The organism is bacterium (assembly GCA_035454885.1).
Taxonomy (GTDB): Bacteria; UBA10199; UBA10199; order JACPAL01.
Genome location: DATIGE010000041.1, coordinates 19,907 through 35,853, shown reverse-complemented (window position 1 = coordinate 35,853; position 15,947 = coordinate 19,907). Strand labels below are relative to the sequence as shown.

General features: G+C 61.4%; 15 protein-coding genes. 5 read left to right on the top strand and 10 right to left on the bottom strand.

Annotation, left to right across the window (positions count from 1 at the left end; translation table 11 throughout):
- Positions 1-60: 60 nt before the first annotated feature.
- A complete protein-coding gene (locus VLJ37_07690; GenBank protein HSA59552.1) occupies positions 61-969 on the top strand; it encodes a hypothetical protein in 909 nt (302 codons plus the stop codon).
- Here VLJ37_07690 and VLJ37_07685 read toward each other — a convergent pair.
- The 3 genes from VLJ37_07685 to VLJ37_07675 are packed head-to-tail and all read right to left on the bottom strand — an operon-like array spanning position 957 to position 5,239.
- Complete coding sequence (locus VLJ37_07685; GenBank protein HSA59551.1) at positions 957-2,615, bottom strand: AAA family ATPase; 1,659 nt, start codon at positions 2,613-2,615, stop codon at positions 957-959. The genes VLJ37_07690 and VLJ37_07685 overlap by 13 nt on opposite strands.
- A 33-nt stretch (positions 2,616-2,648) precedes the next feature.
- Positions 2,649-4,565 carry an NAD-dependent DNA ligase LigA gene (ligA, locus tag VLJ37_07680; GenBank protein HSA59550.1) on the bottom strand — a complete coding sequence of 639 codons (1,917 nt, stop codon included), beginning with the start codon at positions 4,563-4,565 and terminating at the stop codon, positions 2,649-2,651.
- Positions 4,562-5,239 (bottom strand): histidine phosphatase family protein, encoded by a 678-nt coding sequence (locus VLJ37_07675; protein ID HSA59549.1) that lies wholly within the window; start codon positions 5,237-5,239, stop codon positions 4,562-4,564. The genes ligA and VLJ37_07675 overlap by 4 nt, the downstream gene beginning before the upstream one ends.
- 63 nt (positions 5,240-5,302) lie before the next feature.
- Here VLJ37_07675 and VLJ37_07670 point away from each other — a divergent pair, with 63 nt between their 5' ends.
- Positions 5,303-7,852, top strand: a complete 2,550-nt coding sequence (locus VLJ37_07670; protein HSA59548.1) for a pitrilysin family protein — start codon at positions 5,303-5,305, stop codon at positions 7,850-7,852.
- A gap of 20 nt (positions 7,853-7,872) precedes the next feature.
- Positions 7,873-8,064, top strand: coding sequence for a hypothetical protein (locus VLJ37_07665; protein HSA59547.1), 192 nt, complete (start codon positions 7,873-7,875; stop codon positions 8,062-8,064).
- On the opposite strand, the gene VLJ37_07660 is transcribed toward VLJ37_07665, so the two are convergent.
- Genes VLJ37_07660 through VLJ37_07650 form a run of 3 tightly spaced genes read right to left on the bottom strand, consistent with a single transcriptional unit; the run spans position 8,049 to position 9,258 of the window.
- Positions 8,049-8,696 carry an endonuclease III domain-containing protein gene (locus tag VLJ37_07660; protein ID HSA59546.1) on the bottom strand — a complete coding sequence of 216 codons (648 nt, stop codon included), beginning with the start codon at positions 8,694-8,696 and terminating at the stop codon, positions 8,049-8,051. The two genes, VLJ37_07665 and VLJ37_07660, sit on opposite strands and share 16 nt — an antisense overlap.
- Positions 8,677-8,958, bottom strand: coding sequence for a hypothetical protein (locus tag VLJ37_07655; protein HSA59545.1), 282 nt, complete (start codon positions 8,956-8,958; stop codon positions 8,677-8,679). Before VLJ37_07655 ends, VLJ37_07660 begins: the two co-directional genes overlap by 20 nt.
- Positions 8,959-8,964: 6 nt before the next feature.
- Positions 8,965-9,258, bottom strand: coding sequence for a hypothetical protein (locus VLJ37_07650; GenBank protein HSA59544.1), 294 nt, complete (start codon positions 9,256-9,258; stop codon positions 8,965-8,967).
- A gap of 134 nt (positions 9,259-9,392) precedes the next feature.
- Here VLJ37_07650 and VLJ37_07645 point away from each other — a divergent pair, with 134 nt between their 5' ends.
- Positions 9,393-10,403, top strand: a complete 1,011-nt coding sequence (locus VLJ37_07645) for an HD domain-containing phosphohydrolase (protein HSA59543.1) — start codon at positions 9,393-9,395, stop codon at positions 10,401-10,403.
- Here the strand turns inward: VLJ37_07645 and VLJ37_07640 are convergent, their stop codons facing one another.
- Together VLJ37_07640 and VLJ37_07635 are read right to left on the bottom strand one after the other, a co-directional pair.
- Entirely contained in the window at positions 10,404-11,150 is a 747-nt protein-coding gene (locus VLJ37_07640; protein HSA59542.1) for a slipin family protein, read from the bottom strand.
- Between the two features lie 40 nt (positions 11,151-11,190).
- On the bottom strand, positions 11,191-12,627 hold the full coding sequence (locus tag VLJ37_07635) for a nodulation protein NfeD (GenBank protein HSA59541.1): 1,437 nt from the start codon (positions 12,625-12,627) through the stop codon (positions 11,191-11,193).
- Here VLJ37_07635 and VLJ37_07630 point away from each other — a divergent pair.
- Entirely contained in the window at positions 12,611-13,357 is a 747-nt protein-coding gene (locus VLJ37_07630; protein HSA59540.1) for a carotenoid biosynthesis protein, read from the top strand. The two genes, VLJ37_07635 and VLJ37_07630, sit on opposite strands and share 17 nt — an antisense overlap.
- Here the strand turns inward: VLJ37_07630 and VLJ37_07625 are convergent.
- Positions 13,305-14,786: a SpoVR family protein gene (locus tag VLJ37_07625; protein HSA59539.1), complete on the bottom strand. Its 1,482-nt coding sequence runs from the start codon at positions 14,784-14,786 to the stop codon at positions 13,305-13,307. The genes VLJ37_07630 and VLJ37_07625 overlap by 53 nt on opposite strands.
- 27 nt (positions 14,787-14,813) lie before the next feature.
- Positions 14,814-15,920, bottom strand: coding sequence for a DUF444 family protein (locus VLJ37_07620; GenBank protein ID HSA59538.1), 1,107 nt, complete (start codon positions 15,918-15,920; stop codon positions 14,814-14,816).
- Positions 15,921-15,947: the final 27 nt, after the last annotated feature.

The following is a 15,947-nucleotide window of genomic DNA, read 5'->3' as shown; positions in this document are numbered from 1 at the left end:
TTAGCAACTCTTCGGATCACTCGCCGACCTCTCCTCGCTCGCAAGGAGAGTTCCAGCGGCATGAGTTCCATCGCGACCCTCCCCTCTCTCGTCGTTCTGCAGGCGTCCTTCGCAAGTCGTCTTGCGGGGATTTCTCCCGAATTGTCCAGCCTCGCCCTCGCTGGGCTCCGCCAAGTACGCGCTTTTTCTGGACTTTCCGGCTTAAGCGACCTGATCTCTCAAGACAACCTGGCCCGTTTGATCTTCAAGCCCTCGCTCTTTCAGGAAGCGGCCGTCCGGCTCAACGCCTTCCATGACCTGGACGACCTCCGGGCGATCATGGGTCTCGCCTCCATCAAGGAGAGACTCGGCGCCTGTGCCCAAGCCATCGATCTGCGTCACGGCGTGCAGATATATGGGGCCATGATGGTCTTCAACGACGAACTCGACGCCCTTGAGTCGTTGGGAAAGACCATGAGCCGCGCCTTGAAGGACGAGTTGAACTGGCCTCACACGCTGACCTTGGAGACCCTGGGAGGCTTCGCCGCGTCCGTCCGACGGACCTTCGACATGCGCAGCGACCACCTCACGGCCGAGCAGCGCCACGATCTCATGCAGACCGCCGCCCGCCTGAACGAGGCGTCGGCAAACCTCTGCGCCTTTGATCCCGCCGAAGCGATCTCGCCGATCCAGGCGCGCAAGATCGGAACGTTGATTGAGGTCCTTTACGGGTGCGGTTTCGGGGATGACCGCTGGCAGGGCATCGCGGACGCCCTCCACCGCCTGACCCGGAATTGGGGAAAGTTCGACGTGACGACGCGCACGGAAGAATTGCAGCGCTCGGCGCGTCTCGCGGGAGACATGCTCGAAGAGGTCAAGACGTCCTACCGCAATCTGTTCGACCCCATCGGCGGAACGCCTGACTTGAAACTCGCGGGCGCGACGGCGCCCCTGGGGCGGCATTTGGATTCTTTAAATCATTCGACCTGAGGCAGACGAAGCTGCCTCGGAAGCCGGCGCTCCGCCTCCGCGATCAGGGCCTTAAGCTCCGCCTTGAGGATCGCTTTTCTCTCGACCAGTCTCCGGGCCATCCATTCGATCCGGTCGCGCCCGAAGTCGCCTAAAATGCCGGCGGCGCGCCGCCTCTGTTCCACGTAGATCTTCAGAATGTCCTCTTCCTGCTCGCGGAGCGTCCGGTCGCTGATGGCCGGACTGTCCATCCCCGCCTGGATCCGGAATCCGGCGATCCCCGAGTAGGATAACCCCGGGGCCGTCAAACCCAGGCCGAATTCATGCACGTACCGGCTCAAGCTGTGCGCCGCCTGGCGGCGATCGTCCGTGGATCCGAGGTCCGGCGGAAAACCGAAAATCCTCTCGGCCTCCTGCCCTCCGAAATCGCTGGCGACGGAGGCCATGAGCATCTCCATGGAGGCGAACGGCTTGTGGTGATTCCGAAAGGTCTTTCCGCTGGCGCCGGGCGTGGGGATGATCGTCGTCAAGTGGACATCCAAGCCCAGAAGGGTCGCCACGAGGGCGTGGCCGATTTCGTGCACGGCGTCCCGGAACTCCCGGACGGCGTCGCGGGAGAAGTCATCCCTCTGGCCCAGAAGATATTCGATGAAGGCCCGGCTGAGGTTCTCATTGGTCAGGAGAACGGGGGCTCCCGTGATCTCATTCTCAATCTGGCAGAGGCGATAGGCCTCGGCGACGATGTCCGCGATGTCCGGGGCGACGGCGTCCCCTTTCAGAAGCCCCGCCAGGCCCTCGTCGTCGATGTCGTCCGCGTGCGGCAGTTTTCCGACGAAGTCCCGGAGAAGCGCCCTTTTCCCCTCGAAATTCGGGGACTGGAATTCCAGGTGGAGCCCCAGGCGCCCCTTCCGTTGAAGCGCGGGGTCAACGACGCCGAAGTTGTTCGTGGCGCCGATCACGAGGACGCCCGGCGGCAGTTCGGTCGTGCCCTGGATGCGCGAGGTCAGCTCGGTCACGGCCTCCTTCTTCTCATCGGAAAGACCGGCGGTATTGCGGTTGACGGCGATCGTATCGAACTCGTCCCAAAAAAGGACGATGGGCCGGCCCCTCTGTTCCACGTATTGCTGGGCCAGGGCGAAAAGCTCCTTCACGTCGTCCTTGCGGAAAAAACCCTTCACGCCCGGGAAATCGCGGACGTTCACGAAACGGGCGCCGGTGGCGGAGGCGACAAAGCAGGCGGTCATCGATTTCCCGGCGCCCGGCTTGCCGTGAAAAATGATCCCGCGGGGGATACGGAATGGGGTCCCGCGGAGCCTTTGAAAATTCTTGAGATAGTGAAGGATGGATTCGAGCTTGCGGAGGATCGGGTCGATCCCCTTGATATCTTCCCTGCGGACGGGTCTGAACTTCTCGTCGCCCTTGCCCTCGAAAATGAAGTCCCGGCGCTCCGGCGCAATCCCGGCAGAAGAAGAGGATCGGTCTTCGAAGACCCGTTCGACCCCTCGGGAGGGTTTTGGGTATTCCACCCGCAGGCCATGCCAGGGGCCGTCTCCGACGGGACCCTGGGAAAGGGTCGCCAAGCCGAGGCCGACGGGATAAGCGGTCAATGGCAGCGTAACCGCGATGCCGGCCGCAATGGCGTTCATGAGGGCTTCCTTCGCCGGCATCATCGCCCCCCCGCCGGGTATGTTGTGGAGAATCTAGAGACCGACCAGCTTCTTCCAATTCGTCTCGGAAAGGATCGCGACCTTGCCCCCTTTGGTCTGCAGCTTCTTCGCCTTGTCGAGCTTGGACCCCGCCCCGCCGCCGTCGCCGACGACGAGGTAGTCGAGGTCCTGCGTCACGCCCGAGGCGATCTCGCCGCCCTTCGCCTCGACGAGTTTTTCGGCCTCGCCGCGTTCCATGGCGATCAGAGAACCCGTAAACAGGAATTTCTTGCCGGATAATGGGCCCGTTTTTTGTAGGGGCGCGATTGATCGCAGCCCTACACGGACATGCTTCAATAACTTATTTATCAGTGGTTTCTTCTTCTTCAATCCCTCCACCACCTCCTTGGCGATGATGGGGCCGATCGTATGGATGGCGGACAACTCCTCTTCCGAGACCTCCTGTAGCTTCTCCAAGGTTCCGTAGTTCCGCGCGAGGAGCTTGGAGGCGTGCTTGGCCAACTCGCGGATTCCCAGGGATCTCAAAAAGACGTCGAGCGTCAGCTCGCGCTTGTCCTGGACGTTCCCGATGAGCTTGGTCGCCAGCACCTCGCCCATGCGCTCGAGCTCGAGGAGGTCCTCTTTCTTCAAGGTGTAGAAGTCCGCTGGATCGAGGACGAAGCCGTTGTCGTAGAGTTTTTCGATCAACTTTTCGCCGAAGCCGTCCACCTCGATCACCTTGATGAAATGCTCCAGCTCCTGCATCTTCGCGGCCCGGCAGCCGTGCTTGTTCGTGCAATACAGGAAGTCGTCCCTCACCTCCGTCGGCTCCCCGCAGGACGGGCATTTCTCCGGGGCCTTGAAGAGCCGCCCATGGCCCGCCTCCGCCACCGCCTCCAGCTTGGGGATCACGCCCCCGCTGCGGATGAGGACGACCTTCGAGCCGTGCCGGAGCCCCAGCTTCATCATCAGGCCGTAGTTGTGGAGGGTGACGTGCGTCACCGTCGCCCCGGAGAGATCCACGGGCTCGACGATCCCCACCGGCGTGATGACGCCCGTGCGCGCCACGCTCCACTCCACGTCTTTCAGCGTCGTCGTCCCGGAATCCCCCTGAAACTTGTAGGCGATGGCGAAGCGCGGGTGGTGGGCGGTCACGCCCAGGCGCTCCTGCTCGGCGAGGGAATCGACGCGAAAAACGACGCCGTCGGTCTCGTAGTCGTGCCTGTCCCGCTTTTTCAGAAAATACTCGTAGGCCTCCTTGAGCGCCTCGAGGTCCCTCTTCACCTTCTTGTATTCGACCGTGGGGATTCCGAACGACTCGATCATCCGGAACTTGTCGTGCTCGGTCCTCACGTCCACGCCCCGGAGGTCGTAGCCGAAGAACGAAAGTCGGTACTCATGGGTCTTGCGGGGGTCCTTCTGTTTGACCGCGCCGGCGGCCAGATTGCGCGGGTTGGCGAACTCATCCTTGTATTTCTTGAAGACGGAGAGCGGCATGTAGATCTCGCCGCGGATTTCGACGGGGCCCTTCGGCACCTTGTGCGGAACGTCCGCGATCATCCTCACATTCGCCGTGATGTCGTCGCCGACCACTCCGTCGCCGCGCGTGGCCCCCAAGACGAGATGGCCTTTTTCGTCGTAGCGCAGCTCGGTCGCCAGGCCGTCGATCTTCGGCATGACGATCACGTCGCTATCAAATTTTTCCATCCAAGACTGGAAGTCTTCATCGTTGTAGCACTTGTCGAGCGAGAGCATTTCCAAGGTGTGCCGGACCTTTTTGAACTCCTTCACCGGCCCTTCCGGGGGGATTTCCGTCAGGACGGGCGAGTCGGGCCTGAGCTTCTTCAAACGCTCGACCAGGCGGTCGAACTCGTAGTCGGAGATTTCCGGGGCATGCTTTTCGAAATAGAGCTCGTTGTGGTGACGGATCTGCCGCTCGAGCTCGGCGATTTCTTCCTTTTTGCCGCTCATTTGTTTTTCTTCCGCGCTTTCCGAATCGGGGCGGCCTTCACGTTGGGGCTCAGCAGGTCGACCAAACCGAACAGCTTGTGCGGGGCCGCAAGCGCGTTGACCGCCATGACCCGCGCGCGGTCCTTGTAGAACCACAACAGGGAGATGGACGCGTTGTCGATCCGGAACTTGAGGAGATGGTCGTAGTCCATGCCCAGGTAATGGACGAGCACGGTCTTGATGACGTCCGCGTGGCTGACGACGGCGATCCGCCCCGCCTTGTGGCGACGCCGGATCGTTTCGATGAACCGGATCGTCCTCCGGTAAACGTCCCTCATGCGCTCCCCGCCGGGCGCCTGAGCCTTGCGGGGCGTCTTGTGATAGACGCGGAAGGCCTTCTCCGGGATCACCTCCTCGAACGTCTTGCCGATCCACCGGCCGTAATCGATTTCGGCCATTTCTTGGGCGTGTCGGATCGCTGTCTTGCGCCCGTCCCGCAGATGTTCCGCGGTCTCGACCGCCCGCAGCACGGGACTCGTGTAAAGCGCGTCGATCTTCACGCCCTTGAGCGCCTTGGCCAGCGCCCGCGCCTCCGCCCGTCCGGCCTTGTTCAGCGGCACGGGTTTGCGCCCCATGATGCGCCGGTCGCGGTTCCAGTCGGTTTGGCCGTGGCGGATGAGGAGGATCTCGAGCATCGGGGGAAATGTGATTTTAAACTTCTTTGAAATCAAGGACGAATACTTTATTCTGACCGGCCTATGCACAAACCCTTCAAGACCTCCCTCTCCAACGGGCTCCGCGTTCTCCTGCTCGAAAGCCACACGGCCCCGGTCGTGTCTTGGAACCTTTGGTCGAACGTCGGCAGCGTCAACGAGACCGACGACGAAGCGGGGCTGTGCCACTTGATCGAACATATGATTTTCAAGGGGACCGGGCGGCGCCCGGTCGGGCAGATCGCCAAGGAGGTCGAGGCCTCGGGCGGTGACATCAACGCCTACACGAGCTTCGACGAGACCGTCTTTTACATCAACATGTCCTCACGCAAGATGGAGGTGGGGCTGGACATCCTGGCGGACGCGGCCATCGACCCCACCTTTGACGAGACGGAGCTGACGCGTGAGAAGGAGGTCGTCGTCGAGGAGATCTCCCGATCCGAGGACAACCCCTCGCAGATGGTGAGCCAGGACCTTTTCACGTCCGCCTACTCCCTCCACCCCTACCGGCGGCCGATCGCGGGGAACCGCGAGACGGTGCGGGGCGTGTCGCGCCAGCACCTCATGGACTTCTACAAGCGCTGGTACGTGGGGTCGAATTTGATCCTCATCGGAGTCGGCGATTTTCAGATCAAGGACGTCCTGCCCAAGGTCGAGACCCTATTTTCGAAGATTCCGTCCGGGACCGCCCCCGTCCAGAAAATCCCGGCCGAGCCGCCCCAGCTCGGGCGCCGCATCACCGCCCGCGGCATGGAGGTGGAGGGGCGCTACTTCGACCTCTCTTTTCCCGTTCCGGGTCTGACCCACGAGGACATCCCGGCCTTGGACCTCCTTTCGCACGTGCTGGGGAGCGGCGGAAGCAGCCGCCTGGAGCAGTCCATCAAGGAAAAGAAAAACCTCGTCACGGCGATCGCCAGTTACGCCTACACGCCGCGGCACCCGGGCCTCTTCATCGTCGGCGGCGTCCTCAAGGAGAAGGCCCTGCGCGAGACCCTGCGCGGCGTCTGGGAGGAGATCGAGAAGCTCAAGCACGAGCCGCCCTCGACGGTCGAATTTGCGCGCGCCCGCGAGTCGCTCCGGAGCGCCCGGATCTACGAGAGGCAGACGGTGGAGTCGCAGGCCCGGAAGATCGGCTATTTCGAGGGCATCGCGGGCGACGTGGACTTCGAAGACGTCTATTACCGCCGCCTGGCGGAGGTGACGCCGGAAGACGTCCAGCGCATGGCCCAGAACTACTTCATCCCGGAGAGGATCTCCTTCGCGCTCTGCCATCCGAAACGCGAGACCTGGGGCCGGGACCGCCTCTCCGGCTGGCTGACGGAGGCCGTCGAGAACGGCAAAAAACCCAGGCAGGTCCGCAAGAAAGAAGGCTCCATCGAGTCCTTCCGGCTCCCCTCCGGCGTGCGGGTCGTGGTCCGGGAGAACCGGAACCTCCCGCTCGTCTCCATCCGGAGCGCGTCTTTGGGGGGGCTGCGTTCGGAGACCCGCAGGAACAACGGCTCCTCGCACCTCATCCAATCGCTCCTGACCAAGGGCACGGCGCACCGGACGGCGCGGGAACTCGCCGAGGAATCGGAAAGCCTTTCGGGGCACATCGACGGCTACCTGGGCCGGAATCTCCTGGGCGTCTCGGGCACCTTCCTGTCCGACAAGATCGTCGAGGGTCTGGACCTTTTCTTCGACGTCCTCCTGCATCCGGGTTTTCCGGAGGACGAGGTCGCGAAGGAGAAAGGCCACACGCTGACCGCCATCCGGAACGAGGAGGATTCCCTTTCCAGCCTCGCGATGAAGCGTTTCATGGCCGCCCTCTACCCCACGCACCCCTACGGTCTTCCCACGATGGGGACCGCGGAGACGGTCCGAAGGCTCCGCCGGGCGGACCTCATGCGGCACTATTTCGACACCGTCCGTCCGGACAATCTCGTGCTTTCGGTCGTCGGAGACGTCTCGCCGGGCGACGTCAGGGAACGATTGACCGACAAACTCGCGGCCTGGAAGGCGAAGCGCGGCCGGTTTTCAAAAATCCCCCTCCCCAAGCCGCCCTCGAAGCCGGTTGAGGTGATCACGCGCAAGAACAAGCTGCAGGCCCACATCGTCTACGGCTTTCTCGGCACGACGGTGAGGCACCCGGACCGCTTCGCGCTGGAGGTCATGAACTACGTCCTGGCCGGCCAGGGCGGGCGCCTCTTCATCGAGCTCCGCGACAAGCGCGGGCTCGCCTACGCCGTTTCCAGCTCGACGCAGGAAGGGATCGAGCCGGGCTCCATCACCGTCTACATGGGGACCGACACCTCGAAGCTGGACGACTCGCTGGCCGGCATCCGGGAGGAATTGGACCGGATCCGCAAGGAACCGGCCTCCGAAGACGAGATCGAGCGGGCCAAGCGGTTCATCATCGGCAACTACGAGCTCGACCTGCAAAAGAACAGCTCGGTGGCGGCCCTGATGGCCTACCACGCCTGCTACGGCATGCCGATCGACGAGATCTTCCGCTACCCGGAGCGGATCGAGCGCGTGACGCGGCAGGACATCCTGCGCGTCGCCAGGAAATACCTTAAGCCCGAGGCCTCGGTTTTGTCGGTGATCAAGAACTAGAAGTTTGCTATTCTTGAGGCGTGAACTGGCGCGTCCATGCGATCTCCTTCGCCCTCCTGCTCTTCGCCGTGGGCGCCCTCAAGCTCGTCTGGGACAATCCCAAGATCATCCTTTTCGTCATCCTGGGCGTGATCGCCGTCCTGGCCTACGGGGCCATTTACATCATTGTGAAGGCCAAGATGGAGCACAAGGACGATCAGCGGGGCAAATAGGGTTTCCACGGGCAACGGTCGCAATCGGGGTTCCGGGGACGGCACCAGTTCTTCCCCACATTCACGATCAGGGCGTGGAATTCGTTGAATGTCCGCGTCTCCGTGGACAAGTGGCGCGCAAAGTGGTCTTGAATCTCGTGGTAGTCCGCCTCATCGCTTAAGACCTCGTGCCGCGTGAAGATCCTCTTGGTGTAGGCGTCGACCACGAAGACCGGTTTCTCCAGGGCGTATAAAAGGATGGAATCCGCCGTCTCCGGCCCGATGCCGCGGACGGACAGGAGCTTCTCCCGAAGACTTTCCGCCCGCTCCAACTTCATCCGCTCCAGATCTCCTTCGTATTCCTCGATGAGGAACTTGAGAAAGCTCTTCAGGCGTTTCGTCTTGATGTTGAAGTAACCGGCCGGCCGGACGAGTTGGGCCAATTCCGCCGGAGGCAGGGCGTTCATCCGGTGAGGATCCAGCAATCCGCGCGCCTTGAGGTTCCCGATCGCCTTCTCGACGTTCGTCCACGCCGTGTTCTGCGTGAGGATGGCCCCCACGCACACCTCGAAGGGCGTCTCCCCGGGCCACCAATGCTGGGGGCCGAGGTCTTTCAAGGCCTTTTCGAAATAGTCACGGAGCGGGGCTGGCATGTTCCTCGGCGATCTTGGCGCTCAATAGATTGACGATCCATGACCGCTCGCCGCAGGTGACGCGGACGTCCCCGAGGGCCCGGGACGCCATCTCGGCGCGGCACATGGCCGGGTCGGAGACGTCCGGCACCCGGGCAAGAATGGCCTCCAGGGCCCTCTTTTCGTCCGAGCGGTCAAAACGTTTTTGCATGTAGCTCACGCCGGCGATGCCCAGAAAAACGAGAAAGGCGCCGGCGACAATGCGAGGTACGAGGCGAAACACGGAAAATCAGCGGGATTCCTTTTTCAGGACGTCCTCGAGCTCGCGGCGCTCGTCGTCGTCCAGGTGCTCCATGGGCGGGGCGGACTCGCCTTCGGACTCGTTCGGCGGCGAGATGTCCTTGCGGAGGTAGGAGAGGATCGAGTCCTTGCCTTGACGGATGGCCTCCTGGACGATGGCGGACCGGTAAACGTCCACCACGTAGTCCTTGGCCGGCCGGCCGCCGATTTGGAAATGGAGGGCGAAAAAGACGAGGGCAATTGCGATGCCAAGTCCAAAGATCTTCTTAAAAAGCCAAATCATACGACCTTCGTACCACCGTTCATTCCGAAAGGAAACCCCCTCTTCCACACTTATGGCGCGGGGAGTCAAAGATGTCTCATTCCGGCGCATTCCTGCATGGACAATCTTTTGACCGGTTTGTAGAATGACCGCGCATGCACAGTTCCGTGGAAAACATGACCGGTCTGGATTCTGCCGCCCTCCGCTTCGGACGGAACCCGCGCCTGTTGGTCGTCGACGACAATAAGACGAACATCGAGTTGATCAAGAAACAGCTGCACGGCCAATCCTACCTCTTTGAAGAGGCGACCAACGGCCACGAAGCCCTGGAAAAAATCAGAAGCTGGAGGCCCGATCTGATCCTCCTCGATCTGATGATGCCCGGAATGAGCGGCTATGAGGTCTGCAAGACGGTCAAGGGCGACAAGGACCTGCGCTTCATCCCCGTCATCGTCATCACCGCCTTGAGCGAACTGGAAGACAAGCTCAAGGCGATCGACATGGGCGCGGACGATTTTCTCATCAAGCCGTTCAACAAGCTGGAACTCGCCACGCGCATCCGCTCCCTTTTGCGCCTCAAGGCCCTCTATGACGACCTCGACACGAGCGAAAACATCCTTTTTTCGCTCGCGCGCGCCTTGGAGGCCAAGGACCGCTACACCCGCGGCCACTCCGAGCGCGTGGCGCGTTTTTCGCGGCTCCTGGCTAAGACGATCGGCCTCCCCGAGCACGAGCAGGAACACATCTGGCGCGGCGGACTCCTCCATGACATCGGAAAGATCGGCATCGCCGAGGCGGTCCTTCACAAGGCGGGACCTCTCACACCGGAGGAAATGGACCACATCCGGACGCATCCCCAAAAAGGTTATGAAATCTGCTCCCCGCTCAAGTCGCTGACCCCCTCCCTCACGGTCATCAAGAACCACCACGAGCGCTTCGACGGCTGCGGGCACCCCGACCGGCTGGAGTGCGAGAACATCCCCCTCATGGCCCGCATCACGTCGATCGCGGACACCTTCGACGCGATGACCACCGACCGACCCTACCGCAAGGGGATGAAGATCGGGGATGCGATCCAGATCTTCGAGCGCGAGAGGGATTCCGGCCAGTGGGATCCCAAGCTCGTCGTGGAATTCGTGCAATTGGTCAAACGGGGATTCGAGTAGTCATTTCTTCTTCATAAACATCTCGACCAAGTCGATCGGCACGGGGAAGATCGTCGTCGAGTTCTTTTCCGCGGCTACCTCCACAAGCGTCTGTAAGTACCGCAGCTGAAGGCTCATCGGATGGTCCTGCATCATCGTCGCAGCGTCGACCAGCTTCTCGGCCGACTGGTACTCGCCCTCCGCGCGGATGACCTTCGCACGTCTCTCGCGCTCTGCCTCGGCCTGTTTCGCCATCGCCCGCTGCATCTCCTGCGGGAGATCGATGTGTTTCACTTCCACGTTGGCAACCTTGATGCCCCAGGGTTCCGTCTGACGGTCGATGATATCCTGAAGGACGTGATTAATCTTCTCGCGCTCGGAGAGGAGGCCGTCCAGTTCCGTCTGTCCCAGGACGGACCGGAGCGTCGTCTGGGCCATCTGCGACGTCGCAAACAGAAAATCCTCGACGGCGACGACCGCCTTGTTGGCGTCCACGACCCGGAAGTAGACGACGGCGCTGACCTTCACGGAGACGTTATCCTTGGTGATGACGTCCTGGGGCGGGACGTCGAAGACGATCACCCGGAGCGAGATCCTCACGATCCGGTCAATGGGGAAGAAGACGAAGATGATCCCCGGCCCCTTGGGCTTGCCGAGCATCCTTCCCAACCGGAAAATGACGCCCCGCTCGTACTCGCGCAGAATTTTCACGGAGGTCAAGAGATACAGGCCGACGAACAGGATCAGGATCGTGGTCGTGGATATCATGGTGCCCCCTTTTAAGGAAGGGCGAACGCAAGGTTCGCCCCTACAGTTTTTCAACCTTTAAAGTCATTCCCTCGACGGCGACGATGCGGACCTTCTCCCCTTTGAGGACCGGCATGCCGGAGACGGCGTTCCAGATCTCTCCATCGATGGTGACCTTGCCTTTCGGCAGATCGACCGAAACTTCCCCCACCATTCCGACCAGGGCCTCGACACCGGAGGCCTTCGGCCTCCTTTGCGCCCGAACGGCGAGGCTGATCAGGAAGACGAAGATCGCCGCGGTCGACAGCACGGCGGGGGCGACCACACGAAGCGACACCCGCAGGAAATCGGCGGTCGTATCGAAGAGCAGCAAGGATCCCAAGAACATGCAGGTGAGACCCGCCAGCGTCAAAAAACCGTAACTGACCACCTTAACCTCGGCAATGAACAAGACGAGGGCGAGCGTGATCAGCGCCAGGCCCGCATAGTTCGTGGGCAACGTTTGAAAGGCATAGAAGGCGAGGATCAGGCAGATCAGGCCGGCGATACCGGGGAACCAGGAACCCGGATGGGTGATCTCGAAGAGGAGGCCGTAAAAGCCCAAGATCAGTAGAATGTAGGCGATGTTGGGATTGATGAGGACGTTGAGGATCCGCTGGCGGAGGGACATCGCCATTCGGATCTGCGGCACCCCGGCCAGGTGAAGAGTCGTCTCCCGTTCGGCCAGCCGCACCTTTTTGCCGTCCATCTTGACGATGAGGTCTTCTAAGTCCTTCGCCACGACATCGATGACGCCCAGGCGCAAGGCCTCGTCCTCGCCGGCGGAAACGCTCTCTCGGACGGCACGCTGGGCCCAGTCGACGTTCCGCCCCCTCTCCTTGGCGATCGTCGCCACCCAAGCGAGCGTGTCATTCAGGATTTTCTCAGACATCGGGTCCGCGGGTTCCTTAACCTTCTTTTTCTCCTCCTCGGCCTTCTGTCCCTTCTCTTTCTTGAGCCCTTCTAAGATGTCCTTTAAGGAGTCCCGGTTGTTGCCGGGGCTTTCCCCCATTTCGACCGGGTGAGCGGCTCCGATGTTTGTCGACGGAGCCATGGCCGCCACATGCGCGGCGAGCGTGATGAAGACCCCCGCCGAACCCGCGCGAGAACCGGAAGGGGCGACATAGACAATTACCGGCACCTTGGCGTTCATGATCTTCTTGACGATCATACGGGTGGACGTTAGGAGGCCACCTGGCGTGTCGAGCTCGATCACAAGCGCGGAGGACTGTTCGCTCTCCGCCCGGTCGATCGCATCCATGATGTATTCCGCGGTGACGGGATTGATGATGGAATCGTCGATTGTGAGGATGGGAATGGCCGGCGCCGGATCGGCGTCGGGGGCGAGTGCCGCGCCGAACACCGTCAGGACGCACGGAAGAAGGACAAACCCGCGATTGAACCGGCGGCTCACGCGCCACAGATAACACAGGCGGAAATCCTTGGAAACTCTGTTCACCACGGTCCTCCACCGCCCCTACGTCTTCCTCTTTCTTCTCTCCTTTCTCGTGATCGGGATCCTGAACCGCGGCCCCGGCCGCACCCTTCTCTTTCTGACGCTCGGATTCTCCATCGCCTTTCTCTCGGAGGTCTCCTCCATCCGGAACGGTTTTCCTTACGGGATGTACCATTACGTCTACGAAAACCTTCGGGGCGAGCTGATGCTCTGGGGCGTCCCCCTGTGGGACTCTCTGTCCTATTCGTTCTTGGCGTACGCGGCGTATGAGTATGGGGATTTTTTTTGGCGGGTACGAGGGGGCGATTCCCGTATCGCCACGACATTCATCGCCGCCCTCCTCATGGTCGCCATCGACGTCGTCGTCGACCCCCTGGCCGTCCAAGGCGAGCGCTGGTTCCTGGGGCGCATCTTCTATTACCCGGACGGAGGCGAGTATTTCGGCGTGCCGCTGACGAACTTCGGCGGGTGGCTGCTGGTCGCCCTCGCCATCCTCTCCGGCTACGGGCTTTTCGAACGGCTTGTCTTTAGGGATCCCCCGCCCCGCCGCGCGCCTTGGCTGGGCCCGGCGTTCTACTGGGGCATACTCGCCTTCAATTTCGCGATCACGTTTTGGATCGGGGAATGGAAGCTGGGGCTGATCGGCCTGGGACTTCACCTGGCCGTCCTGGCCGCCCTGGTCAGACGACTCTCTGCTCCTTCTTCTCCTCCCCGTCGAAGGATAGAACTTTAGGCGTCCCGTCAACGACGGTCTCGATGTGGACCGGGCGTTTCCAGAGGCGCTGGAGGTTCTTCAGGACCTCCCAGGCCCAGTCCATCCGCAGGTCCGTGCCGTCGTGCTGGTGCTTGAGCGTCAATTCCCCCCGGTTGAAGGCGTTGCCTTCGACCACGTCGATGCGCGGCTGTCCCATGTTGGTGAGCCGCTGCAGGAGTTTCGCCTTCACCTTCCTGAAATCCCTGTCAACGATCTCGTAGCTCTTGGAGGCCGAATTGTAGCCGTACATGAAGAGTTTCTGCTGGTGGCAGAACTCCTCGTCCAGAAAGGCGTCCAGAAACGTGACGTCGTTGTAGAGCCTGCGAATCTCAAAAATCTTTTCCCGGCCGCGCCCGAGCTTCTTGTCCCAGGCGAGTTTTTCCTTCAAATTCTCGCAGCGCTCGTAGTCGGCGCCGAACTTGCCCTTGTTCCAACGGTCCTCGATCGACCGGAAAAGCTCCATGCCGATCTTGTAGGGATTGAGCCGTCCGGGCCCGGGCGAGACGGTTCCCGAATGGTGATCGGCGTAGTCGATGATCTCGGAATCGTTCAGGACCTTCGTCGTCATGATCTGCGAGTGGTGGTAGGCGGCCCAGCCCTCGTTCATGATCTTGGTCAGCCCTTGCGGGGCGAAGTAATAGGCCTCCTCGCGGATCATCCAGAGAACGTCCCGCTCCCAGCGCTCCAGGGGGGCGTGCTCCCCCAAGAACAGCAGAACGTCCCGCTCCGGCTGCTCCGGGAATTTTTTCAGCTTCTTCTGTTTTTCGGCCTTGTCGCGCTGGGCGTCCAGAAACGCCTTGGGATTGACGTACTTGTCCATGTAGTCCTTGCTCGGAAACTTGCGGATCTCGATCTCTTCCTCTTCGTCCTCCTCCTCATGGGGCTGCTCGGGGCGGGGAATCGCGAGTCCCACCTGCCGGAGGTCGATCAGGTTCTCGAGGGTCAGGCAGGCGTCGATGAAGTTCTCCACCGTTTCCAGGCCGTATTTGTTGATCATCCGCATGACCTTGGAACGGTGGTTTCCCATCTCGTCGATCATCTTGCGGTTGGTGCCCGCGTAGTAGACGTTGTTCTTGAAAAAATCCGAATGGCCGTAGACGTGCGCCATGACCATCTTCTGGTCCACCATGCCGTTGGAGTGCAGCAGGTAGGCGTAGGACGGGTCGTTGTTGATGACCATCTCGTAGATCTTCGTCAGGCCGTAGGCGTAGCTCTTGCTGATGTGCTCGTACTCCATCCCGAACCGCCAGTGCGGGTAGCGGCTGGGGAAACCCCCGTAGGAGGCCACGACGTTCATCTGGTGCCAGTCGAGGACTTCGAAGAGGACTTCAAAGAAATCCAGGCCCGCGGCCCGGGCATGTTCCCGGATCTCGTCGCGGGCTTTCGCTAGTTCGGGTGTCAGTGACATAAATGTACGGGCGGGGTTACCCCGCCCCTACCTACCTTTCCCCAAGAATTCCTTGATCGACGCGTAGATCGCGTCCCGGGACGAAATCTTGGACGTGATCACCTTCTCGTCGGACGGAAATTTCTCCAAAAGGTCATTGAGAAACTGGCCGCTCCCGTACTCGCTCTCCACCTGGCCGTAGCAAAAGACGTTGGCCCGCGGCAAAATCTCCTCGTTCAGTATTTTCAAGCATTCCTGGGTGTCGCTCCCGGACCAGTTGTCGCCGTCCGAAAAGTGAAAGGGGTAAACGTTCCAGTCGGCCGCGTCGTAGTCGCTCTTCAGCATCTCCAGGCAGAGCTTGTAGGCCGAGGAGATGATCGTTCCGCCCGACTCCCGGGTGCGGTAGAAGGTGTCGCGGTCGACCTCCCGCGCGACGGCGTCGTGGACGATGTAGCGGGTGGCCAGCGCCTTGTAATGGGACCGGATCCACGCGTCGATCCAGAAGGTCTCGATCCGGACGATCTCCTTCTGCTCGGCGCCCATCGAGCCCGAAACGTCCATCATGTAGACGATGACCGCCTTGCTCTGCGGCCGTGGCGTCACCTTGCGGACGCGGTAGCGGCGGTCCTCACGGGCGGGAATGATTCGGGGATGGGCCGAGTCGTAGGTCCCCGCCGCGATCTGCCGCTTCAAGGCCTGCCGGTAGGTGCGCTTGAAATGACGGAGTGATTCGGGCCCGGCGTTGGAGATCCCGGCATAGCGCGCCCGCTCGGTCTCCAGTTCCGAGTCGCCCTTCGGCTGGATTTTGGGAAGCTCCAGCTCCTCGCCCAGGAGCTGGGCCAGGTCGTCGAAGGAGACGTCGACTTCCAAAATATGGTCGGCCGGATCGCTGCCGGCCTTTTTGCCGTGCCCCTCTTCGTCGTCGACGCCGATGGTCTGTCCGGGCTCGCCGTCCCCCTGCCCCACCCCGCCCATTTGGCGGGGATCATGGGCCAGGTGCGGAATCTCGATCTGCGGAAGCGGGATGCTGACCAGGTCCTTTCCCTCGCGGCCGATCAGTTCGCCCCGGGTGATGAATTTCTTCAGCTCCTGTTTGATCTTGCCGCGGATGATTTGCTTGAAACGGGCGTGGTCGGTGTCAATCTTAACAAACATTAAATTCCCTTCCCCAGGGGAGGCAGC